This window comes from Paenibacillus senegalensis JC66 (genome assembly GCF_000285515.1).
GTDB classification, from domain to species: Bacteria; Bacillota; Bacilli; order Paenibacillales; family NBRC-103111; genus Paenibacillus_L; species Paenibacillus_L senegalensis.
Map to the genome: position 1 here is coordinate 99,552 of NZ_HE610957.1, position 22,900 is coordinate 122,451.

The 22,900-nt window shown below is 47.5% G+C and carries 17 protein-coding genes; 13 read left to right on the forward strand and 4 right to left on the reverse strand.

Features of this window, described 5'->3' with window-relative positions; genetic code table 11:
* Positions 1-127: 127 nt before the first annotated feature.
* The 11 genes from PSHG_RS00875 to PSHG_RS00930 all read left to right on the forward strand — a co-directional run bounded on the left by PSHG_RS00875 (position 128) and on the right by PSHG_RS00930 (position 17,011).
* The gene (locus PSHG_RS00875) at positions 128-1,132 is read left to right on the forward strand and encodes a zinc-dependent alcohol dehydrogenase (RefSeq protein ID WP_010268094.1); all 1,005 of its coding nucleotides are present in this window, start codon (positions 128-130) and stop codon (positions 1,130-1,132) included.
* A gap of 104 nt (positions 1,133-1,236) precedes the next feature.
* On the forward strand, positions 1,237-1,392 hold the full coding sequence (locus PSHG_RS30350) for a hypothetical protein (RefSeq protein WP_157213418.1): 156 nt from the start codon (positions 1,237-1,239) through the stop codon (positions 1,390-1,392).
* Positions 1,389-2,834 carry an extracellular solute-binding protein gene (locus tag PSHG_RS00885; RefSeq protein WP_010268097.1) on the forward strand — a complete coding sequence of 482 codons (1,446 nt, stop codon included), beginning with the start codon at positions 1,389-1,391 and terminating at the stop codon, positions 2,832-2,834. Before PSHG_RS30350 ends, PSHG_RS00885 begins: the two co-directional genes overlap by 4 nt.
* A 35-nt stretch (positions 2,835-2,869) precedes the next feature.
* Positions 2,870-3,826, forward strand: coding sequence for an ABC transporter permease (locus tag PSHG_RS00890; RefSeq protein WP_010268099.1), 957 nt, complete (start codon positions 2,870-2,872; stop codon positions 3,824-3,826).
* A complete protein-coding gene (locus PSHG_RS00895) occupies positions 3,826-4,731 on the forward strand; it encodes a carbohydrate ABC transporter permease (RefSeq protein ID WP_010268101.1) in 906 nt (301 codons plus the stop codon). Before PSHG_RS00890 ends, PSHG_RS00895 begins: the two co-directional genes overlap by 1 nt.
* Positions 4,732-4,846: 115 nt before the next feature.
* A complete protein-coding gene (locus PSHG_RS00900) occupies positions 4,847-6,844 on the forward strand; it encodes a ligand-binding sensor domain-containing protein (protein ID WP_010268103.1) in 1,998 nt (665 codons plus the stop codon).
* 206 nt (positions 6,845-7,050) lie between these two features.
* On the forward strand, positions 7,051-9,339 hold the full coding sequence (locus PSHG_RS00905) for an FIMAH domain-containing protein (protein WP_010268107.1): 2,289 nt from the start codon (positions 7,051-7,053) through the stop codon (positions 9,337-9,339).
* Positions 9,340-10,107: 768 nt separating this feature from the next.
* Positions 10,108-10,761 (forward strand): class D sortase, encoded by a 654-nt coding sequence (locus tag PSHG_RS00915; protein ID WP_010268112.1) that lies wholly within the window; start codon positions 10,108-10,110, stop codon positions 10,759-10,761.
* Between the two features lie 240 nt (positions 10,762-11,001).
* The gene (locus PSHG_RS00920; protein ID WP_026021112.1) at positions 11,002-12,453 is read left to right on the forward strand and encodes a collagen binding domain-containing protein; all 1,452 of its coding nucleotides are present in this window, start codon (positions 11,002-11,004) and stop codon (positions 12,451-12,453) included.
* Positions 12,431-14,713 carry an LPXTG cell wall anchor domain-containing protein gene (locus PSHG_RS00925; RefSeq protein WP_026021113.1) on the forward strand — a complete coding sequence of 761 codons (2,283 nt, stop codon included), beginning with the start codon at positions 12,431-12,433 and terminating at the stop codon, positions 14,711-14,713. The genes PSHG_RS00920 and PSHG_RS00925 overlap by 23 nt, the downstream gene beginning before the upstream one ends.
* A gap of 684 nt (positions 14,714-15,397) precedes the next feature.
* Positions 15,398-17,011, forward strand: coding sequence for a Na/Pi cotransporter family protein (locus PSHG_RS00930; RefSeq protein WP_010268115.1), 1,614 nt, complete (start codon positions 15,398-15,400; stop codon positions 17,009-17,011).
* Between the two features lie 71 nt (positions 17,012-17,082).
* On the opposite strand, the gene PSHG_RS00935 is transcribed toward PSHG_RS00930, so the two are convergent.
* The 3 genes from PSHG_RS00935 to PSHG_RS00945 all read right to left on the reverse strand — a co-directional run bounded on the left by PSHG_RS00935 (position 17,083) and on the right by PSHG_RS00945 (position 19,136).
* Complete coding sequence (locus PSHG_RS00935) at positions 17,083-17,736, reverse strand: DUF2306 domain-containing protein (RefSeq protein WP_010268119.1); 654 nt, start codon at positions 17,734-17,736, stop codon at positions 17,083-17,085.
* Between the two features lie 102 nt (positions 17,737-17,838).
* The gene (locus PSHG_RS00940; RefSeq protein ID WP_010268122.1) at positions 17,839-18,897 is read right to left on the reverse strand and encodes a DJ-1/PfpI family protein; all 1,059 of its coding nucleotides are present in this window, start codon (positions 18,895-18,897) and stop codon (positions 17,839-17,841) included.
* 17 nt (positions 18,898-18,914) lie between these two features.
* On the reverse strand, positions 18,915-19,136 hold the full coding sequence (locus PSHG_RS00945) for an SHOCT domain-containing protein (RefSeq protein WP_010268126.1): 222 nt from the start codon (positions 19,134-19,136) through the stop codon (positions 18,915-18,917).
* A 512-nt stretch (positions 19,137-19,648) separates the two neighbouring features.
* Here PSHG_RS00945 and PSHG_RS00950 point away from each other — a divergent pair.
* Both PSHG_RS00950 and PSHG_RS00955 read left to right on the forward strand, forming a co-directional pair.
* Positions 19,649-20,335: a response regulator transcription factor gene (locus PSHG_RS00950; RefSeq protein WP_010268127.1), complete on the forward strand. Its 687-nt coding sequence runs from the start codon at positions 19,649-19,651 to the stop codon at positions 20,333-20,335.
* Between the two features lies 1 nt (position 20,336).
* Positions 20,337-21,662: a sensor histidine kinase gene (locus PSHG_RS00955; protein WP_010268131.1), complete on the forward strand. Its 1,326-nt coding sequence runs from the start codon at positions 20,337-20,339 to the stop codon at positions 21,660-21,662.
* A gap of 193 nt (positions 21,663-21,855) precedes the next feature.
* Here the strand turns inward: PSHG_RS00955 and PSHG_RS00960 are convergent, their stop codons facing one another.
* Entirely contained in the window at positions 21,856-22,770 is a 915-nt protein-coding gene (locus tag PSHG_RS00960; RefSeq protein WP_010268135.1) for a phosphotransferase enzyme family protein, read from the reverse strand.
* Between the last annotated feature and the right edge of the window lie 130 nt (positions 22,771-22,900).

Genomic DNA, 22,900 nt, shown 5'->3' on the forward strand with positions numbered 1-22,900 from the left:
AAAATGCAGTGATGTGTATTGACAGCGCTTTCTCGACACGGTTATAATCCAACCAGATACATACCAATGAATGATTTTATGTTTTTGGTCTAAATGTGATATGGAATTTGGATGGGAGGCAGAGAAATTGTATGTCATTCATGCGAAAAAGGGTCAGATTGAGTATAGCTTGGAAGAAAAACCTGCAGCAGGTAAACATCAGGTTCTTATCCGGACTGTATGTTCTGCTATAAGTCCGGGAACAGAGCTTATGATTGCCCGTCGTCCCAATGAGCAGGCAGCCGCTCTAGGCTATAGCGCAGCCGGATATATTGAGGAAATGAATGGCGATTGCGGTCCTCTGCATCCCGGTCAGCGAGTAGCCTGCTATGGAGGTCCGTATGTCCGTCATGCCGAGTGGCTGGCTGTTCCCCGTAATTTGGTGGTGCCTATACCAGACGGCGTATCGTTCGAGGAAGCTTCCTTCGTTGGTCTTGGAGCCATTGCTATACATGCCCTGAGAAAAAGCTCGCTGCAGTTTGGCGAGTCGGCAGCGGTTATAGGGCTGGGCATTATCGGCCAATTGGTTGCCCAAATTGCCAATGCTGCCAGCTACCAATTAGCTGTGTACGATCTACTGGAAGAAAGAAGGAGAGTGCTTCAGAATATGCTGCCGGCATGCCGGACGGCTGTTACTTCACAAGAGTTGTCAGAGTCTTGCTCCGAATTATCACAAGGAAGGGGGGTTGATGCAGTTCTTTTGTGTGCAAACGCTTCCGACGGACATTTAATCGATCTTGCGCTTAATTTGGTTCGCGAGCGCGGGCAGGTTGTCGTTGTTGGTGATATGAAGCTTGATTTCAGCCGCAGCCTGATGTTTCGAAAGGAAGCTGGTGTCGTCGTCTCCAGAGCAGGAGGTCCAGGCCGTGGTGACGAGCTATACGAACGGCAAGGCCAGGATTATCCCTATGCCTTCGCCCGTTGGACAGAAGGAAGGAATATGGGAGAGTTTATGAGGCTGTTGGAACGCAGGGCCATTCAAATTTCTCCGCTGATTACGGGAGAAGTCGCTTTTAATAATGTAAAGGAAGCGTACGACAGGTATAAGAATGCACCGGACCGTACACTGGGCATGGTCATCCGCTATGATTAAATCTTTTGCTTTTGGCATCTCATAACTACTCACATTGTGTGCACTTCGCTCATGAAGCAAATGAGAGGCATATAACAAAAACGAAAATCAAGGAGGCTGCTGCAATGAATTATCGCAAATGGGCTGTTGGCATGAGTCTCGCTCTGGCACTTACGGCTTGTTCCTCTGGAACGGGAACAGAAGGAGGGGGGACAGAAGGAGAAGCAAAAACCGAGGGAGGCTCGGCAGTTGAATCGGCTAACCCTGATGAAAAAAAATGACGATTACGGCCATGAAGTTTGGCTACGGTGAGCTGCCGCCTAATGATGGTCCGGGGGTTCAAGCCATTAATGAGCGGTTCAATGTCGATTACCAGATCACACAGGTGCCTGTCGCCAGTTACGGGGAAAAATTAAGCGCGGTATTTGCTTCGGGCTCGATCCCAGACATGATCGCTTTTGAAGCATCGGATCTTAACAATCGCTATGTCAAATTTGCCCAGCAAAACGCGTTTCTGGCGCTGGACGATTACATTGAAGATTATCCATCACTGAAAGTCGTCCCTGATTTTGTATGGGATCAATTTCGGGTAGACGGAAAAATCTATGCGATTCCCAAATACTACCCGCGCTTCGGCTTCCTTCCGATGATCCGTCAGGATTGGCTTGATAATTTAGGTCTTGACGTGCCCACGAATTATGAAGAGCTGAAGGAAGTGGCCTTGGCTTTTACACGGGATGACCCGGACGGTAACGGAAAGGATGATACCTATGGCATTGCTCTTGGTAAAGACATTAACCCCAATTATAACTTAGGCGCATATTGGGATCCGGGGGCATGGTATCACAAAAATGAAGACGGTAATTTTATCCCGGGTATCATTTCGGAGGCAAGGAAGGAATTCATCGAGCTGCTGGCTGAGCTGTACCAGGCAAACGCAATCACGAGAGATTTCGCTACCTTGGATTGGAACGCAACCAATAAGGAGTTTTATTCAGGAACAGCCGGTATCTTTATCGGAACACCGCGGGGAATGATCCAGGCTAATTCCGACAGTCTGCTTGCACTCGATCCGAATGCCAAATTTACGTTTATGGCTCCGGCTGTTGCTCCGGACGGATCTCAAGGACTCGCATCCAGCAGCGGTTTTGTCGGTTTCATGACAATATCTGCCGAAGCAGGCAAGGATCCCGATAAAGTACGTCGGATTCTGGATATAACCGAAGTCGGGCGCGGCTTCATTCCTGTAGACGAGATGAATCCTGACAATCCCGATTATGACTGGATCATGGGCGGCATCGGTATCGGATATGACGTAACGGACGGAGAAATCGTTGTAAACCAGGAAGCGCTAAAGGCTGGGGTCCGGCCTACAACTTATTTGCTTGATGATGTCCCTTGGCCAGAGAATGAGGCGGATAAAGTTTATAGCTACGCTAATCCGATACTGAATGATGTTGTACAGGAAATGCTGCAGCTTCACGGACAAAGCAAGTTTTATGGTTCGCCGCACTACGCCGTACCTTCACCAACCCAACAGACCAAAGGAGCGGAATTGAACCAGTTCCTGCTTGGTGAGCAGTCCAAGATGATTACAGGCCAGCGGCCGATTAGCGAATGGGAGGCGATGGTCGAGGAATGGATGGCAAAGGGTGGTGCTGATTGGATCAAAGAAGTAAATGAAGGGACCACGCTAGAAAATCCTGAGGATGCTTGGGAGTAGGTGACAGCAAAGATAACGGACGAGGAGGAGCTTGGATGGAACAACGTCCTTCTCCCGCCGAGACGGCGGGTACGATAGCAGCAGGAAAGAAACGGGCCTTGCCTTTCATCTGGCGCAAGCGTTACGCGTATATACTGGTTCTGCCCGGACTTATTTATTTTATCGTTTACAGATATGTGCCGATGCTGGGTTCGGTTATCGCCTTTCAGGATTACAGCCCGTTTCTCGGTTTTGCGGGAAGCCCGTGGGTCGGATTGCAGCACTTCGCTACCATTTTTGAAGATGACGAGGTGGTGCGTGTGCTGTGGAACACGCTGGCCCTATCGTTTTTGCAGATCGTATTCGCCTTTCCGGCACCGATCATCCTGGCTTTAATGCTGAACGAAGTACGGAGCGGGCTGTACAAAAGACTGATTCAATCGGTTGTTTACCTGCCTCATTTTCTGTCATGGGTCATTGTGGTGGGAGTCTTTACCATCTTCTTAAGAGGGAGCGGGCTTGTAAATACGTTCTTGCAGCTGGAATTTGGCATCGGCCCGATTGATTTCTTGACTAACCCCTCTTTCTTCCGGCCGCTGATCGTGCTGCAGGTGATATGGAAGGAGGCAGGCTGGGGAACGATCATTTTTTTGGCGGCTCTCTCTGGCATCAGTCCCAGTCTGTATGAAGCGGCTGTCATGGATGGGGCCGGACGCTGGCGCCAGCTGTGGCATATTACGCTGCCCGGGATCCGCAGTACGATTGTCATTCTGCTTATTTTACGATTGGGCAATGTACTGGACAGCGGCTTCGAACAGATTTTCCTTATGCTGAATTCATTCAATATGGAGATTGGGAATGTACTGGACACATACGTGTATTTCAAAGGAATTCATCAATCCGATTACAGCTTTGCAACGGCTGTCGGTTTGTTCAAAGGGCTGATTGGCCTGATCCTGGTGGTGGCTGCTAACCGTTTGGCCAAGAAATTCGGGGAGGAGGGCATTTACTGATGCTCGAAAAATTTAAACGAAGCAGTACAGCTATCCGCAGGCCGGTTTCCAGCATAGCCTTTGATCTGATTAACCTGCTTCTGCTCGGAGGAATCGGGGCCGTGATGCTGCTTCCTTTTGTATATATTTTCGCGGTATCGTTCTCCAGCCTGCATGAATACATGGCTAGCGATTTGCTGCTGTGGCCGAAGGAATGGGTACTCGATGCCTACCGCTACATTTTTGCCTCCGATTCTTTCGTCCGCTCCCTTGGAGTAACCACATTTGTGACGGTGATGGGCACCCTGGTTAATCTGTTATTTACTTCAGCGATGGCATATGGGCTGACGCGGCGCTTGCCAGGACAGTCGTTCATGCTGTTCATGGTGCTTTTTACCATACTGTTCTCGGCAGGGATGATCCCTACCTATTTAACGATCCGGGCGACCGGGCTTCTGGATAGCCTTTGGGCACTTATCATTCCTTCAGCGATCGCCCCGTTCAATCTGATCGTGATGCGCCAATTCTTTCTAAGCATTCCTGAGGAGTTGAATGAGGCCGCCTTCATCGATGGTGCCAATGAGCTGCAGACGTTTGCCCGAGTCATTCTCCCTCTCTCAAAGCCGGCACTGGCCACGTTTTGCCTGTTTTATGCTGTTGGTCATTGGAACAATTATTTTGCCGGTATTTTGTACTTAAACGATCAGACCAAATGGCCGATTCAAGTGGTGCTCAGGCAGATTGTTGTCTTAAATGATCCAATGAATTCGCTCGGTGCGGTGGAAATGATCATGGAGAATCCTCCACCGCCGGAAACGATTCAAATGGCGGCTATTTTGGTGGCAACCCTGCCGATTTTGATCGTTTATCCATTTTTACAGAAGCATTTTGCCAAAGGGGTTATGATCGGCTCCATTAAGGGATAGCGTATGAGGATGGTTTCTTTTAATAGACACTGATAGTTTTGAGTCCAATACCAAAATGAAAGTTAGTTGTTGGAAATTTCTGAAGTATAGAACTCTAATGGAAAGGAACAGGAGTATGAATGAATTCGGAAGCGCTGTTCAGGTAAAGAGAATCTCGGGGAGAACGGCAGGTACATTGGAAGAGTTGGGTCCTGCCATTCACAATTCCACATCCCATGCCGCGTCATTCTCGATAAACGGCGATTTGATATATGTAACTTTGGATGGGGCTCATGGTGAAGATGCCAGGCTGGGCATCATTGACCTGGATAAAGAAAGTGTTGTAAAGCTGGTCCGTTTGCCAGGAGCAATGGGGGGCTTTACGATGACGACAGCAGAAGATGGCAGCATATATGTTGCTTCATACAATCAAGGGAACGTCTATCGCTATCATCCAAAGACTGATCAACTGGACCATATAGGAAGACCGACTCCAGAAACGACGTTCGGCTACTCCTTAATTCCGGCAGGAGAAGGTAGAATTTATGGCGGAACTTATCCTGGCGCCGTCTTTTACGAATACGATCCAGCCTCTGGCTTCCGAGCGTTCGGTCCGCAGCCGTTCGTATCCGGGGAGCATTATGTGCGAAGTCTCGCCCATTGGAAAGAAGCCGGAGTGACGTATGTCGGAATCGGCTCTCATCCGTACTTGAGAAGGTATGTTCATGCCACGGGCGAGCAGACGGAGCTGCTCCCCGAGAAGTACCGGGAAGATGACGAGTTCGTCTATGACTTGAACCTCCAGGAAGGAAAGCTGTTCGTTCGCCTGCATCCTTCCGCCCGGATGCTGGTGTACGCATTATCTATTGATGAACATGGCGTAATCGAGGAGCAGCTTGAATGCGAATTGCCTGCAGTGTCTAGTCTGGGCGTCTCTCCCGTGCATGAAGGCGCTGTCTACTATACACGGGTAGGAAAGCTGTACCGCTATGAATTGGATTCAAAAACAACCGCTCCGCTCGATGTGGATACGACGATCTCTCCATATAATCTCGGACTTGTCGAGCTGGAGGACCAGGAGCTGTATCCGGGCAAAACGCTGGTCGGAGCCGGCAGCCGCATGGGAAAGACAAGACTGTTTAAATACAATTTGCAATCCGGCCGGCTTCATCTCGCCGACCTGGATATCGAAGGAGTTCCGACGAACATCCAGTGTGTGTTTGCCGCTTCAAACGGAGGTATTTATACCGGCGCTTTTCTTGTAGGCGGCAATTCGGTATTTAATCCGCTCAGCGGCCAGTTCAAGGAATATAAAGGAGTCGGACAAACAGAAGCGATAGCAGAATTAGGCGGCCGGATGTATTTCAGTGTTTATCCGTTAGCTAAGCTGTTCGAATACGACCCCAGCCGTCCCTGGACACTCGATAAGGGCGGTGATAACCCGCGCCTGCTGTTTAACCTGGCAGCTGAGGAGCAGGATCGCCCTTACGGGCTAGCCGTTATCGGCGATGTGCTTTACATCGGCACGATATGCGGCTACGGCAAACTCGGCGGCTCTATCGTTGCTTACCGGCCTGCGGATGGAACTCGCCAGGTGTATCGGAATCCGCTGCCGGATTTGAGCATCGTCGCGCTCCTCACAGCGGGAGGGCTGCTCTATGGCGGCACGACGATATGGGGCGGACTGGGAATAGCCCCGACGCGAACGGCAGCAGAGCTGCTGGTCTTCGATCCTGCCAGCGGACGTGCCAAAGGCATTCCGCTTCCCGTACCGGACATTCAGGCGCTGACTGCGCTGGCTGCAGGGCCGGACGGCTTGCTCTGGGGCATGGGCGAAGGCTATCTGTTTGCGTTTGATCGCCAAGAGGAGCGGTTTGTTCATACGGCCCATTTGTTTCCAGATCACCGCTACGGCAGCCAATCGGTATGGCGCGATGCTTCGCTGTTATTCGGTCGTGATGGTTCTTTATACGGCACCGTTCAAGGGACGATGCTGTTCCGCTACTCGCCGGTTCGTAGTGAATTGGAGCTGCTTGCAGAGGATGGAGCGCGTTTTTTAGCTGAAGACCGAGAAGGCACACTCTATTTTTCCGATGGCAAAACGCGCCTTCGAAGATACACGCTATACAGATAGGAAGGAGGTGGGAGAAAGGAGATTTCACGGTAGCTGAAAGTGAAGCGGTAACGGCGCCAGCCAGCATTAAGCAGAATGAATCAAGTCATACCAAGAGACAGAGATAAAGAAAGGAAACGGAGATAGAACAATAGCAGCGTTCCAACGATAGGTTTGTCCGATGGTGAGAGCTCAAGCATGAAAAAAAGGTTAAGGAGGATTTGTCTATGATTCGATCCGGAAGACCGTTGTTCGCAGGACTGTTCGCCTTGCTGCTCATAATTGGCTGTTTCCCGGCGGGGGCCTCCTCGCAGCAGAATCCTTTTTCGGAAAGCTATGAAAACTTGGGAACCGCTTTGAAAAGAGTGGTTGGCATTGGCGGAACGCCTTTCGAAGGGCCTGACGGCACCCCTTATATAAGCGCTGCGGTCAATGGCGCTCCCGCACAATTTGTCGTGATTCACGCCCTTACCTTGGAGGTTGAATATATACTGCCGATCCCGAATGCGTCCAGCTCGATCACGGCAGTTAAAGGCTCCGACGGCAAAATTTATATCGGAACGAATGGCACAGGGGAAATGTTCCGCTATACGCCAGGGGAGGACGCTCTGGAGCCGCTTGGCCAGCCTGTTGCCGGCCAAACCTATATTTATGGTCTCGTTAACGGTCCTGGTGGCAAAGTGTACGGGGGAACGTATCCCGGCGGCCGAATGTTCGAGTTCGATCCCGCTAGTGACCAGTTTACGGATTTGGGAAACATTATTCCTGGAGAGCAGTATGTGCGCCAGCTCGCTTATGATGAGGAAAGAGAACTGTTTTATGTCGGCACTGGAACTAGCAACAAGCTGGTAGAGTTTGATCCGGCCACTGGTGAGGTATCGGGTAACTGGATGCCGGAGTCTCTGTCCGTTGAAGAATATCCGAACAGCATCAATGTGATCGGCAGCAAATTATTTATCCAATTAAATCGATCATCCATGATGATAATTATGGATAAGTATTCAAAGCAAATTGAACATCAAATTACCGGCGTCTCGTCCAGCGTCATCGGTTCTCCGGACGGGGGGAAAGCGTATATATTTATGCCTTCGGACGCTCATTTGCATGAATATGATTTTGCTACTGGAGAAATTAATCCGGTGGTGCGCCTTGGCGGCTACAACGGCTGGAAGTCGGTGCGCATCTCGCAAACCGGAACCGAAGCAGCACCGGAAAGTATTCTGTCCGCCTGGGGTGGATACAGCGCAGCCTTGTCCTATAACTTAACGACCGGGGAGCTGCGAAGTCGTACGGTCGATGTACCGGGCCAACCGATCGAGATCCGTTCCATAGCTGGCGGGCCGGATGGCCGGGTGTACGTGTCGGGTATTCAGGGCGGTACAGCCATCTATGATCCGGTTAGCGGGATCATGGAATCGCGCACCTCTGGCATGAGCCAGGCGGAAGGCATTACTGCAATCGGCGATGTGATGTATTTCGGGATATACCCGCAAGCGCGGCTGTCCGTCTTCGATACAGCAAGCCCATGGCAGTCGGGCAATCCGCAGGAGGTCGCCCGGTTCCCGGCAGATGCACTGCAAGATCGGCCCTTCGGGATGGCCGCTTCAGAAGAGTGGAACAAGGTGTTTATCGGGACTGTACCCCAGTACGGTCAGCTTGGAGGCGCATTTGCCATCTATGATCCTGTAAGCAGGTCACTGGATGTCATGCGTAATCTGGTAGAGGATCAAAGCATCGTGACCCTGGTTTATCATAATGGAAAAGTATACGGCGGCACCTCGATTTGGGGAGCATACGGAGCCCCGGCACCCTCTGCAACAGAAGGGAAGCTGTTCGTTTGGGATGTAGAGACCGGAGAGAAAGAGTTGGAAATGACCCCGGTAGCAGGCAAGAAAGCCGTAACCTCCGTCATTGTCGGACCGGATGGATATCTGTGGGGGTTTGCCGAAGGTGTGCTGTTTATTTTTGATCCGGACACCCAAGCCGTCATTGAACAGCATCCGGTAATGGACATCAGCTACGGCGGCACAATCTGGTCAGATGCTTTCCTGGTTTCGGCCGCAGATGGCAATGTGTATGGAACAGCACGCGGGATCTTCTTTCGGATAGACGGGCAAACCAAAAGCGTAACCATATTGGATAATACCCGCCAGTTCGGCAATGTCACGCAGGATTCTGCAGGTGCATTGTACCTGAGATCAGGAGTGGAAGGGGCCCGTCATGAGCTATGGCGGTACACCAATACCGACTTGGAGCTTGCCGGATTACAAACGACTGTTCAAAACTATGCTCAGAACGGACAACTGCCGGAGCCGATTGTATCCGAACTGATCAATCTGCTGAGGCAGACCAGTCATCATTTGTCTAATGGCAGAAATGAGCAGGCGGTTCATTTTCTCAATAAAGCCAAAGAGAAACTGGATAAAGCGCGAGAGGACTGGGCAGATTCGGAAGCAATCAAAGCTGAGCTTGCCGCCAAGCTTGATGAGGTGATCTCATTGATTAGCAGACAATGATTAGCAGACAATATGCCGACTGCCTGGCATAGAGGGTTTATAGCCAGAGTAACATAGAGGGTTTCAGTTAGAGCCAGATAGACGGTCTTGCCAGCAGCGGTAATCTGCTGCTGACAAGCCGTCTCTTTTTTATTTAAGGAATAAATAAAATTTGTCTTTGGCAACCCGGTCTCGTGCAAATTAACCGTTTAAGAATATTTTCCGCAAATGTTAAATAAAATTAATCGATTCGGCTAGACAGACCTTGAGTAGTCTTTCCAGCCAACCTTACTTGTTGATTGATTAATTTTGCTTGACTCCGCTTATTCTCACCTAATTTCGCCTGATGTCACTGCAGTTGTTCAGTTTTTGTTAAGGAGTGCGCGTTATACTGCTCTAAGGTGTGGTCGGAAAGCAGCTGCAATTGTACGAATTAGAAAGAGGAGATGCCGAAACGAAACAATGGAATCAGCCATGATCAACCTATTTACAGGCAGAGCTTTTCCAGGAAAGGGAAATATGATTGAAGAAAGTTCAAGATGCAGAGGTATTACCATCGGTCCCAATCCAATCTCCAGCAGAACTCCTCACTGTAACTTCGATCGTAATGCCACTGTTTTTTTCATCGACTCGATCTATTTGGCTGGCCTGGAACGTTGACATTTCATCCAGGTCCTATTGCGACGTATCTCAACAAGCAGATCTCCTAGCCGGAGCCATACCTATAGAGGAAAGGTTCAACTTTTTAATGCAGCATTCAAGCGAATGTAATTGGACGAGGGAGGGCAAATGAAAAGAAAACTGGCATCTCTGATGCTCATATGCATAGGAATAATAATTCTTGGTTACCCGAAGCTATCACAAATCTATTATGATGCCCAGCAGGAAAAGCTCATCCGGCAATGGCAGCACAGCTTTCAGAACATACGCAGCGGGGAAGATTCCCTTTTGGCAGATGCCGGTAATAGTTCCGCTAGTTATGTAAGCACTGCATTTGTTCCAGCTGCTGGCAATGAACCTGCGGAGGAACAGACGCTGGCAAGGCCGGAAAATATGGAGGGGATGCTGGTCATAGATAAGATCGATTTGAACCTGCCCATTTTGAGTGGAGCAACCGAGGAGAATTTGAAAACAACGGCCGCCAGTATTGAAAATACCGGAGAGATGGGCCAGGTTGGCAACTATGCTGTAGCCGGACATCGAAATCATGCCTATGGACGAAATTTCAATCGTCTAGACGAATTGGAAGAGGGAGACCGCATCATTGTGGATAACGGAGAAGAGCAGTTCGAATATACAGTGTTCGAGAAGCTGTATGTTCTTCCGGAAGAGGTGTGGGTTCTGGAGAGCAATGGGGTGGACAGAGAAATAACGCTGGTCACCTGCCATCCGATTGACACGGGTACACACAGGCTGATCATCAAAGGAAAAATGACAGACTAAGCTGTTTCTTCCTTAATTGTTATGGAACCGGCCTAACCGAGTATCCCGGATCTATAGAGGACGGCTGACCTTGCTAGTTTAGAAATTGTTCAGAACGATTAGGTAAAGTAGCTATGATTGTCATGGATAGCGTCACTAAGGATAGGAGGGATGCAGCTTAAAGGAGATATTAGCATAACAGATTAACAGCCATTTGCCAGACTGTAAGAAACTTTTAGTAACGAAGGGATTGTCGAGTGGATGAAGAAAAAGGTTAGTATGGTGTTTTTATCTTTTGTTTTAATGCTGCATACATTTTTAGCAGTAGGGTTGCCATCAGTCTATTCAGCAGGAAAAGACATAACAGAGAATATTCTTACTGATCTGAAGGTAACCATTACGGACAGCAAAAACAGCGTTACCGTATCTGTATACGATAACCCGCAAGGCGTAGACCTCAACCTGAGTTGGGAGCAGAACGCTACAGTCAAGCTGGAATATAATTGGGAGCTTCCTAACGATCATGATTATACTGCAGGAGACACATTCAGCTTTGAGCTTCCGGACACATTCAAGCTTGTGAATGATCTCAATTTCAGTTTGAACTCCGGCGAGGTGTCGGTAGGAACGTTCCATGTCAATCATTTAACGAACCGGGCGGTTATGACCTTTAACGAATTCATCGAGTCGCATGAAGATGTCAAGGGAACCCTTTGGTTCGAAACGATGTTTAACAAGGAAAAGTTTATTGAAGAGACAACGCAGGAAATTGTATTTAAAATCAACGAGAATGACTATTTCAAACTGAAAGTCAGACTGCAGCCGGATAAGGTAGAGAGCATTGAGAAAAGCGGCCAGGCGACCAACGAGGATGGCGAGCCGCAATCGTTCAATGCCAAGAAGATCAAGTGGACTGTTGATGTAAACAGTGTACTGTCTGCCGTGTACGGAGCAACCGTCACCGATGTAATTCCGTCCGGCCTCGAGCTGATCTCAGACTCGGTCAAAGTGAATCATCTTAATGTCAATCTCAATGGGGAGAAGACTGTCGGTGATGAGGTTGATCCGGGCAGCTACAATGTGAATCTCGACGGTAACAATCTGCTCATTGGCTTGGGTGACATTAGTGAGGCATACCGGATCGAGTACTGGACCCGCATTACAGACGCCAGTGAGGAAACCAGCTTAACCTTTATCAACAATGCGGAGCTTTCCGGGACTAATATTACTCCCGTAAGCGATCTAGACACTGTCACTATCACACGAGGAACCCATCTGGAGAAGCGGTTCGTGAGGTATGACCGCGCAACGCAAACCATGTATTGGGAAATCAAATACAACTATGATGAAAGAAACATACCTGATCCTGAGATTCGCGATTTGTTCACCAACATTCATTCGCTGGTCGACGGCTCACTTAAGATTTACCCCATTAAATGGGATGCCGATGGCAAAGATCAGAAGGGCACTGCGCTAGTAGCAGGCGAGGATTATCAGATCGAGAACATTTCGGAGCAAGAGAAAAACGGCTTTACTCTGAAATTTATCAATGATCATAAACCTGTCACCGGGGCCTATAAAATCGAGTACGCAACAGGGGCTAACCAACTAATAACCAAGCCGGGTACAGTAACAAACGAAGCTTCAACCGGAGGAATTACCAAGCCTGGCGTGGGAGAGTATCGTCCGTTTGTCATCGAAAAAAAGCTGTAAAGGATTCGACTACCAGTCGCACAAGATCGGATGGGAAATCAAAGTTCATGGAAACCTTAATCAGCTTCCTGCAGGTGTAACCGTTACGGATACGCCTGACAATAATCAACAGTTCTTGCCTGATACATTGGTCATTAAGAACTCTAAAGGCGAGACGGTACAGTCGGCTGTTTATGAGGTCGAGCATGAGCCGTCAAATGGTTTTAAAATTAACTTCACAGAGTCTCTTGACGATACTTACACTATCTCGTTCCAAACCGAATACTCAGCTCCTGCCGGCGGCGGTATTGAGCGCTTCACAAACAGGGCAGACATTAGCTGGGATGGTGAGTATGAGGGTTACCGGACTGCGTCAGCTAACTGTAACCCAATCCAGCCAGTTAAGGACAACGGCTTCAAGAAAGGTGAATATGATGCCACATCAAAACAAATTACTTGGGAGATGGGTGTCAACTTCAACAGCTTGTCTATCACAGACGCAATAATTGAAGATGTACTGCAGAGTGACCAGAAGTTTGTTGAAGGCTCTGTAGAAGTTTATCCGCTGATTATTAATCAGAATGGTTCCTGGAAGATTGACACAGAAAACAAACTAGATCCCGATTCTTATGAGGTGGAATACACCGATCAGAAGCTGGTCTTGAAGCTGGGAACAATCCATTCTCCTCATTATATTACCTTTAAAACTGATTACTCTGGTGCTCTAGTCAAAGATAATAGAGTTCATAACACAGCTAAGTTATTTGACGGAGGAACCCCGGTATCCAAAGATTTAAAGGCACATGTAGATATCAAACATGGCGGGGAACTGGTTAACAAGAGCGGAAAGCAAAACGGCGCATACGTTGATTGGACGATCTTTATCAACCGCAGCCAATCTTATGTAGAAAATGCTAAAATCGTTGACTATCCGAGCGCCAACCAGCTGCTGCAAAAGGATTCTTTCAAGCTTTATACAACGAATGTTAAAGCTGATGGAAGCCTGAGCAAAGGTGACCTGGTTGATGAAGGCGAATATGAGATTGAATTTTTCGAAGAAGATGGTTCTGAACGATTTGAACTCAGCTTTTTGAATAAGATTGATGGCAAAATTGCAATCGAAGAAGCCTACATTTTGGAATATCAATCATTGATTGATGCCGATAACGGCGAGTCAGTTACGAACAAAGTTAACTTTTTAGGCGAAAATGTTGAAGAAATGGTTACGGAAACAGAGAAAGAAATCATTGTTGAATTCTCCAGCGGCGGTGGAGATGGCAGCGGAGTTAATCGGAGTCTATCCGTCATCAAGGTTGATGCAGACAACACATCCCGGAAGCTGGAGGGAGCGAAGTTCCAGCTGGAGCGCAAAAACAAGGACGGCAACTGGGTGCTGCGGGCCGAGGCTGAAACTGATGAGGATGGCAAAGCAGTATTTGAGAAGCTTCTGTCCGGTGAATACCGGTTGATCGAAACCGAGGCTCCTGCAGGTTATATTCTGCAGCCCGAACCGAACGAATTTGTTATTGTAGTGACCGATGGAGATCTGAGCAAAGAAATTAAGAACAGAAAAGAAGAAGTTCCGGGCGAACCGGGTGAGCCAAACGAGCCTGAAGAGCCAGGTGAACCAGGTGAGCCTAACGAACCGGAAGAGCCAGACGAGCCAAATGAGCCGGGCGAGCCAAATGAGCCGGGTGAACCAAACGAGCCAGGTGAACCGGGTGAGCCAGGTGAACCGGGTGAGCCAAGCGAACCGAGTGAGCCAAGCGAACCGAGTGAGCCAAGCGAACCAAGTGAGCCAAGCGAACCAAGTGAGCCAGGCGAACCAAGTGAGCCAAGCGAACCGAGTGAGCCAAGCGAACCAAGTGAGCCAGGTGTACCAAGCGTGCCGAGCAATCCGGATCCCGAGCCTGATTCAGATACTCCTACCGTACCAGGTGATAACGACCAACCTGTTCAAGTAGACGATGGTGAACCGCCATTGGGAGGCAACCCAGCGGAATGCAGCTCGTCTGATGAAGGCAAATTGGTCGAAGGTCCTGACGGCAGCTGGATTTGTGAGCCGGTTACAGATGAAGGCGGAATTGATGAAGAAGAAGTCATCATTGTGGATGAGGAAACTCCGTTAGGCGGAGAAGAAGTACCGGTTCCGGTTGAACCGAAGCCAACTCTCCCGAAAACCGGGGAGCAAACCAATTACCTTGTCCAACTTTTTGGCACTTTGTTGATTCTGTCAGGTGTAGTACTGGGTTGGAGAACTAGACGTTCTCAAAGCAAATAAGCAAGTAATTGTCTCACCTTGTAAGCCTGCTGTAAAAGTAGGCTTACATTTTTGTATTTGGAATTTCATCAATTCTAGATGGAAAATGTTCCTGTAAATATAAATTATGCAAAAATAATTTTAAATAAAAGTACAAGTTTACATAACTATAATTACTTAAATTTAGTGTCGATAAATATTAACGATATTAAGTTTAATCTTGAACTATTTAAGCTTTGATGATTTCCCAGCGCGGTTGTCATTATATTAGCCTCACTCGTGGTGCCCTACTGTTTCCTTTAAACTTTTATTTCTAAATGAAACCCCTTAAGAAAAAAGCTTCCTCCTATGGTTGCTGATTTGTTATACTAATTTAGGCGGTTGCAGCCAGATACTCCTTATAAGAAATTCTAGAAAGTTTTGGACGGGTGGAGATAATGAGTGTGCGACGAGCTTAAAACAAAAACAGACCTTAGTGTTCTGGAAATTATAGAAAATGTCGACCACCCTAAAAAAGAGAGGATGCCTATAAACTATTGGATATTTTTTTAGCGAAGCCACAGGTAGCTGAAAAATGTATAGAGATTGTCATTTTGGAAGAACATAACAGTGCCTTGCAATTGAAACGGCTGCGACCTTTTTTTCTACTGTGTAGTTCTGATTTTTTAGGCGGCAATTCAATTGTAGACAGCAGGAGGTAATGTAGTGGACTGGCAGGATCTTATATTCAAATTTGTAGGTGGATTGGGCGTCTTTTTATTCGGCATTAAATATATGTCGGATGGACTGCAAAAAACAGCAGGCGACAAGATGAGAGATTTGTTGGCCAAATATACATCCAATCCCTTATTAGGCGTGTTCTTCGGCATTGTGGTGACCATTCTGATTCAATCCTCTACCGGAACGACGGTAATGGCGATTGGCTTGATCAATGCCGGCTTAATGACGTTAAGACAAGCTATAGGTGTTATTATGGGGGCCAACATCGGGACAACGATGACCGCCTTTATCGTCGGGATTAAAATTGAATCCTATGCGCTGCCAATTATAGGTCTTGGAGCCATTCTGCTGTTCTTTATCGGACGGAAGAAAGCTCAATACATCGGACAAGTTGTGTTTGGCTTCGGTATGCTTTTTCTGGGGCTGTCGACGATGGGAAGCGGATTGAAGCCGCTAAGCCAGCTGCCGGCTTTTTCGGAATTTATTGTCAACATGTCGCAGTATCCAATCCTGGGACTGCTGGCCGGAACCGTATTCACTTTAATTATTCAAAGCTCATCTGCTGCTATCGGTATTTTGCAAACGTTAGCCGATGAGGGCGCGATCAGCTTCCAGCATTCGTTACCGGTTCTATTCGGTGATAATTTAGGAACAACGATCACAGCATTGCTGGCTGCTATCGGCTCATCAATTGCAGCCAGAAGAGCGGCATTAGTGCACGTTGTATTTAATGTTCTGGGAATTATTATTTTTATGATGATGCTTCCGCTCGTTTATCAAGTTGTATTGTGGATGGGGCAGGACGTCAATGTGCGGATGCAAATTGCCTACGCACACGGATTTTTCAATGTAACAAACACGGTTATTTTCTTCCCGCTAATTCCATTCTTGGCGTGGATCGTCACGAAGATGGTTCCCGGCAAAATGGATGAGCTTGAGTTTAGACCCAAGTTTTTGGATGCTCGGCTGCTTGCCACTCCTTCGATGGCACTCGGTCAGGCCCAGCATGAAATAGTTCGTATGGGCAGCTATGCGAAAGAAGCGTTAGCTGATGCAGCCAGTTATTTTTTCCAGAGAGATCAGAAATCGGCGGCGGCGGCGTTACAAAAGGAGCAGCTGATCAACGAATTGGAGCGAAAAATTACGGAATATATGGTGAAAATTCATCAGAAGGGCATGCCGGAAGCCGAATCTGAGAAAGCTACCGGATTAATGCATGCTGTGAATGACATAGAACGGATCGGAGATCATGCTGAGAACATTGTCGAGTTGTCACAGTACTGCACGGAGCATAAGGTTGATTTTTCTGATGAGGCGGAACAGGAGCTGAAAAAGATGATCGAGATGGCTGACCTGGCAGTGGGAAGAGCGATATATGCCCTTGAGCACCAAGATATGCAGGCATCCGAGGAAGTGCTTCGTTACGAAGCGGAGCTGGACAGGATGGAGCAGGAATACAGAAAAGCGCATATCCAGCGGCTTAATAAAAACCTGTGCTCAGGTGATTCCGGCGCCATTTTCCTGGATGTGTTAAGCAATCTGGAACGTGTGGGAGACCACAGTAAGAACATAGCCCAGTACGTAATGAGTGTTGAATAGAGTTGAAAAGTAAAGAAACGATAAAAGTCGCCAATTGGGCGACTTTTATCGTTTCAGCATGAGCCCGCCGTTTATGAGCTTACCGCGGCTTTCTTTCCGGATTGATCAAGGAACGCTCTAATAATGATGGTAGGGATGATTAGCAGCAGAACAAGTGAGCCGTAAACGCCGATTGTATAGCTTGTAGCATAAACGAAACCAAAACCATAATGAAATAGAGCGGTGATAAGATGGATCAGCAGGTTCGTAAAGCAAAACGCATAGCTTCGGATCATCCAGTTTCGATGCTTGCTGATCCGCTTCTTTTTAATTTGAACCAGTGCCACAATCGTTATGAAAGGCCAGATCATATTAAGAGCATTGAACCCCATACTGCTTATTTTTCCGCCGGTGGCGTAAGGGGCCATATATCCTGAGGTAAGCACAACGATGAGCACGGAGATTAAATAAATATAACCGTTCCAGCGATGCAGGATACGGCTCTTCTCCATGAGGCGTGTGGAAAAATTGGCCAGACCTGCAGCCATGGATATACAGGCGAATGCCACATGAATGTACATTACGTTCAACCAGACCGGAAGATTGAGCTCGCGCTTCAGTCCGGTTTTATTATTTAAAAAACCAGCCGCTTCGGGATCAACTATATAATTTTTAATCAAGGCATAAAGAATGAAGAGAATGCTGACGCTGGCTAAAAGCTTGTACAATGTTTTTTGTTTGACCACGCAGGACCCAACCCTTCGTTGTGTTCTATACTGATTGCTCACGGCGCTATTTTTGGCCAGGAAACAGAGCAGGCCTGTTCAAAGCTGACCCTATAATCGCGCTTAAGGATGGGCGGACCGAGAGTGAGGGCTCCGAATGCCTGTTAACTGGGAGGCCGGCAGAATACCGGCTCTAGCGCTTCCAGTCATCCGCTCTCCATCTACTTCGACTTCGAATTTCAAATTTATACGCATAGGTTTAGTTATGCGGAGTGACCAAGTCAATTTATTGTCCATTAACACCGGATTTATGAACTCGGATATTTCATTTCCTTGTGCTGCCGTACCTTGAACGACACCGTTGCTAGCTGTTATCGAAAGCTTTACTTCCAGTTTTCCAACAGGTGTAGCGATGGTTGTATCCCAAACCCCATCGAACACAGACGCCTGAGTGGTCTGGCTTTTCTCTGTTTCCTCATACTCCGCCGTTGAGTCTGTTTCGTTCCTCGGTTTATCATTCTCTTTTACTGCCGGAAAAACATCGGGGGGCAAACCTATGTCCCGCCAAACGGTTCCTCTTCGTTCAAATTCAAATAATAGTTCTACCGCATGAGCGATACGAGGCCCAAGCTCGCGTTCTACGAGATACAGAGCTATGTCAAGTCCTGACGTTACACCTCCGCTGGTTACGAGGTTACCATCATCCACGATACGCGCTTGCACGGGAATTGCCCCAGTCGACTCCAGCAAGCTCATTCCCAAGCGATTCGTTACCGCTGGTCTGCCTTCCAGCAATCCTCCAAGAGCGAGTACGAGAGAGCCGCCGCATACCGTAGCGATAACGGTGCTTTTTTGCCCCAGCGCTTGTTTAATCAGCCCTGTTAATTCCGTCTTCATAGCCTGGCTCAGAATAGAAGGGACTGAATCGGGCCCATCTCCATGTACGTTACCGGAGGCGCCAGGCACGAGGATGATAGCCGACGCTCCCGGGTTCAGTCTGCCAGTTGCCTCCAGCTTCACCCCGTTGATCCCGCTAGTTACGGATCTTGGGCCTTCGGCCGTGACGAATTCTACGGTTAGCATATTGTCTGTATACAAAGCAGCGGCGCAAAAAACCTCGTATGGAGCAATGGCATCCAGAAGATCAAAACCATCAAATAACACGATTTGAACCGTACGCATAGTCAAAGCCACCTTTCTTATTTGCTTAGAAATTCCTTCAGCCGGTGATACTCTCTCTCGTCAATTTCTCCTTTGGCCACCCGGCTCTTCAGAATTGAAGTAAACCCGCTGTCATTGTGTGCGCTAGTCCGCTCTCGATGACGGATTGTATAAATGCGTACGGCCACCAGGCAAAAAAGTGTAAGACAAAACAAAGCACCAAATGGAAAAAACGAAAAGTTGCTGGTTTCCAAGTCCATAAAACTCCTCCTTAAATTAATGGCAGCAACTGTAGTATTTGCCTTTGCCACCCCTTCTCACCAACAAATTATAGCGAAGGAATATCTCAAATAAAGCTGAAAAAGAGTCACAAAACTATAAACATTCCATCATAAAACGATAGAGTTTGTTTGTTCTTACCGCAAAAATGATAAACTATAGAAAAAGAATTGATGACTTGCAAGGCATCCTGGGAGGTAGCGAACGGAGTTTCGAGCGCTAACGCTCGCCCTCGCTCTTATGTGTGACAAAAGGGCCGAAAACCGCGATCTGAAGCAAAATAAGGACGATAACAAGCATTACAATTTTTAAGTCCTAATTTTGCTCAAATAAGGACCGCTGCGAGCGTTAGAAATCGGAACAGCGCAAACGACCACTGGGAGCAGAAGCTCCAGATATTCGATGCTCACTTCCCAGTGCTCGGTACTAGCTGTATAAATTGCTCGATAAGAGCCCAACTCTAATCTGCGTTGTAAAACATGGGGGGATTGCGATGCACGCCTTACATACGATACTCGTCGTCGATGATGACTTAAGCATCGTAGAACTCTTGAGAGACTTTTTGGAAAATGACCATTTCCGGGTGATTACTGCTTCTGATGCCGACCAGGCATGGACAGCATTCCAGCACAATTCCATTCATTGCATAGTTCTCGATATTATGATGCCGGGGCAAAATGGCTTTGAGCTATGCCGGCGAATTCGCACAAAGAGCGATGTCCCTATTCTGTTCTTAAGCGCCCGCAGTGATGATGTGGACAAGATCCGCGGACTGACTCTTGGCGGGGATGATTATATCGTCAAAACCGCATCACCAGGGGAGATTGTAGCCAGAGTGAAAGCAGTCCTGCGGCGAACCGCTTCCCAGCAGCAAAAGACCGATAAAATATTGGAATATGGACGGATCCGGTTGATTCTTTCTTCGAGAGAAGTCCTGGTGGAAGGGGAACATGTAATGCTTACTCCAAGGGAATATGAGCTGCTGCAATTATTTCTCGAACACCCCAAGCAGGTTTTTACCTATGATCAATTACTTGCTAAATTTTGGGATGGAATAGGGGATAAGCATACGATTAGAGTTCATCTCAGCCGGCTTCGCGAGAAAATCGAAGCTGATCCGAACCATCCACAGCATCTGATCAACGTATGGGGAGTAGGGTACCGTTTCGAGGGAGGATAACATGAGAACGTTTCGCATTCGTACTTTTACTCTCGTTTGTTTTATTTTCATTCTGTCTATGCCGTGGATTTTTTTTGTCACCACCCACTATATGGAAACGAAAACCTTTAACATCATTAATCATCGGCAGCAAAATGAGGTTTTGCAAACAAACAAGGCCGAGATCATTCATCTGATCGAAACTAATACAACCCATTGGACGGAGCCAGAATGGCAAAAGCAGCTGTATACCCGATTACAGGAAGCGAATATGGATGCAGCTATTCTATCTGGAACAGACGAGCACATTTATCGCTCCAATCCGGAGCGCCGCGGCTCTTCGTCATCCATTGAACGGTTTTCTATCCTTGAGGATGGTGAAGTGCTGGGCAGGGTCGTTCTTTATTTGCCTAGAACTCATACCGTTCAGATGGTTTCCGCGTTTGCCGGATTTCTATTTGCTTTATTTGTTGTAGGGGTGGTGATGAGAAGCTATCTTCTTAAACCTCTCGAAAAGATGGGTGATGCAGCAAGACAACTTGCTTCCGGAAATTGGGAGGTGCGCTTACCTGTGTCCAGAATTTCTGAAGTTGCCGATGTACGGGACGGTTTTGAGGTGATGGTACAAGGGCTGCAGCAATCCCATCAGAAACAAGCAGCCTTGGAAGAAGAACGCCGCTTCGTGATAGCTGCTTTAGCTCATGATTTACGCACACCATTGTTTGCCTTACGAGGATATTTGGAAGGCCTGGAGCAGGGAATCGCTCAATCCCCGGAGAAAATGGCCAAGTATATAGCGGTATGTAAGGAAAAATCTACCCAGTTAGACCGGCTTGTCGAGGAGCTGTTCACATTTACCAAGGTAGAGTATTTGGAAGCGGAACTAGCCTTGACGAAGGTTGATCTGAACCGCATCCTTAAGCAGTCTATAGACAGCTTGCGTCCGTTGGCTAAGCAAAAAAACATCTCAATTTCGCACCATTTTACAAACGATTGCATCCTTGCCGGTAACTCGCTTCTTCTGGAGAGAGCGATGAACAATCTTTTGGATAATGCCGTAAGGTATACCCCTAATGATGGCGACATTGTCGTAGAATGCTGTGCGGATAACCATAAGGTAAAGTTTAACATTCGCGATACCGGACCGGGTTTTTCAGCGGAAGAATTACAACGGGTCTTTGAGCCGCTATATCGAGGGGAAAGCTCCAGAAATCGTTCAACGGGGGGGAGCGGTTTAGGATTAACTATTTCACAAAGAATTGTAAGACGGCACGGAGGGGAGTTGACCGCAACCAGCCATCCAGAGGGAGGAGCGCTGCTGGAGGGCTGGATTCCAAGAACAATCTGACAGCTGCGCAGCAATAAAACGGGGCGCCAGAAGCCAGTTTTCACCGACTTTCTGGACATAAATAGAAGAGCCAGGTGACCGCTGCTAGCGTTCAGCCTGGCTTTTATATGATAGAAACAATTCCATTTGTGCTCGAAGTTTAATCAGTTGCGGACCCCGGAAAATTATAATTCTGTAAGCTTAAAAAAACGGGTTAAATGATGCTCATTATCGTTTCCTGATGGTCCCACAGCCAGAGCGCCCCCTCCAGATTTAATCTGGAAATGCCGGCATCATTTTTCTTGAAATAAGCCGCAAAAATAAGCTGGATGGCCAGCAGCATAGGGAAGAGGGCTTTCTTCTCTAAGAGCGTTAACCTAATATTGTCCTCATATCCCTTAACAATCTCGCGCAATAAGTCGAACCAGACCATGCTCTCTTTCCAATGATGAAAATGATTCATCAAGATAGCCGTTGAACAATATAGCGGGTCAAAAATGCGAGGCCCTAAGGTGGCAAGATCAAAATCCAAAAAACCGGATAAACGATCACCATCAAATAAGAAATTGGCGGGATGAGCGTCCCGATGAATGATTTGCCGAGGAAGCTCGTTAAGAATCGGAAAAAAATGATTGCGCATATAGTTATCGATAGGCATGACCCGTTCATCGAGCTGTAAGCTTTCCGGAATGGCCCACTCTTTCAACTGCTTGAATAATTCCATATCCTTGACAAAGGCTTGGAGGGGATCCGCATTGGCCAAGCCGGTATGTAATCGGGAAATCGCTTCGCCAAAGGCGTAAGGCTGCTCTAAAGTACGAAAAGTTTCTGATGCCGTATTGCCGGACAGTGCTTCATACAGGCAGTAGATAGTATCTCCATGAATAGCATAGAATAACTGTTTTTTGCTGATGATAGGTGCAGCTACAGGAACATTGTACTGCTTAAGCACCGGCTCCAGATATAATTCCCGTTTTACTTCTTCCAATGACTTTTTACTCTTTAAGAAATACCTTGTCCCATCCTCAATTGTTACCTGTTTAACGTTTGCGGATGGCGTATCCACGTCATGAATCGTCCATTTCATTGTGTCCAGCCAATTCGATAATACCTCTTCGCAGGCATTCATCCCTATTCTCCTCTCAAAAACGCCTATAGCTGCCACTTCGGCATGAAATATTATTACAAATCAACAATTGAAATCGTTCTACTTTATTCATCTCATTAATATTATACATTGTTAATCGTTCGGTGAGGGG

Bases quoted from the DNA above. Each gene is read 5' to 3' on its own strand.
- PSHG_RS00905 (WP_010268107.1), top strand. From the start codon at position 7,051: ATGATTCGATCCGGAAGACCGTTGTTCGCAGGACTGTTCGCCTTGCTG.
- PSHG_RS00900 (WP_010268103.1), top strand. From the start codon at position 4,847: ATGAATGAATTCGGAAGCGCTGTTCAGGTAAAGAGAATCTCGGGGAGA.
- PSHG_RS00885 (WP_010268097.1), top strand. From the start codon at position 1,389: ATGACGATTACGGCCATGAAGTTTGGCTACGGTGAGCTGCCGCCTAAT.
- PSHG_RS00915 (WP_010268112.1), top strand. From the start codon at position 10,108: ATGAAAAGAAAACTGGCATCTCTGATGCTCATATGCATAGGAATAATA.
- PSHG_RS00955 (WP_010268131.1), top strand. From the start codon at position 20,337: ATGAGAACGTTTCGCATTCGTACTTTTACTCTCGTTTGTTTTATTTTC.
- PSHG_RS00920 (WP_026021112.1), top strand. From the start codon at position 11,002: ATGAAGAAAAAGGTTAGTATGGTGTTTTTATCTTTTGTTTTAATGCTG.
- PSHG_RS00960 (WP_010268135.1), bottom strand. From the start codon at position 22,770: ATGAATGCCTGCGAAGAGGTATTATCGAATTGGCTGGACACAATGAAA.
- PSHG_RS00890 (WP_010268099.1), top strand. From the start codon at position 2,870: ATGGAACAACGTCCTTCTCCCGCCGAGACGGCGGGTACGATAGCAGCA.
- PSHG_RS00950 (WP_010268127.1), top strand. From the start codon at position 19,649: ATGCACGCCTTACATACGATACTCGTCGTCGATGATGACTTAAGCATC.
- PSHG_RS00945 (WP_010268126.1), bottom strand. From the start codon at position 19,136: ATGGACTTGGAAACCAGCAACTTTTCGTTTTTTCCATTTGGTGCTTTG.
- PSHG_RS00940 (WP_010268122.1), bottom strand. From the start codon at position 18,897: ATGCGTACGGTTCAAATCGTGTTATTTGATGGTTTTGATCTTCTGGAT.
- PSHG_RS30350 (WP_157213418.1), top strand. From the start codon at position 1,237: ATGAATTATCGCAAATGGGCTGTTGGCATGAGTCTCGCTCTGGCACTT.
- PSHG_RS00895 (WP_010268101.1), top strand. From the start codon at position 3,826: ATGCTCGAAAAATTTAAACGAAGCAGTACAGCTATCCGCAGGCCGGTT.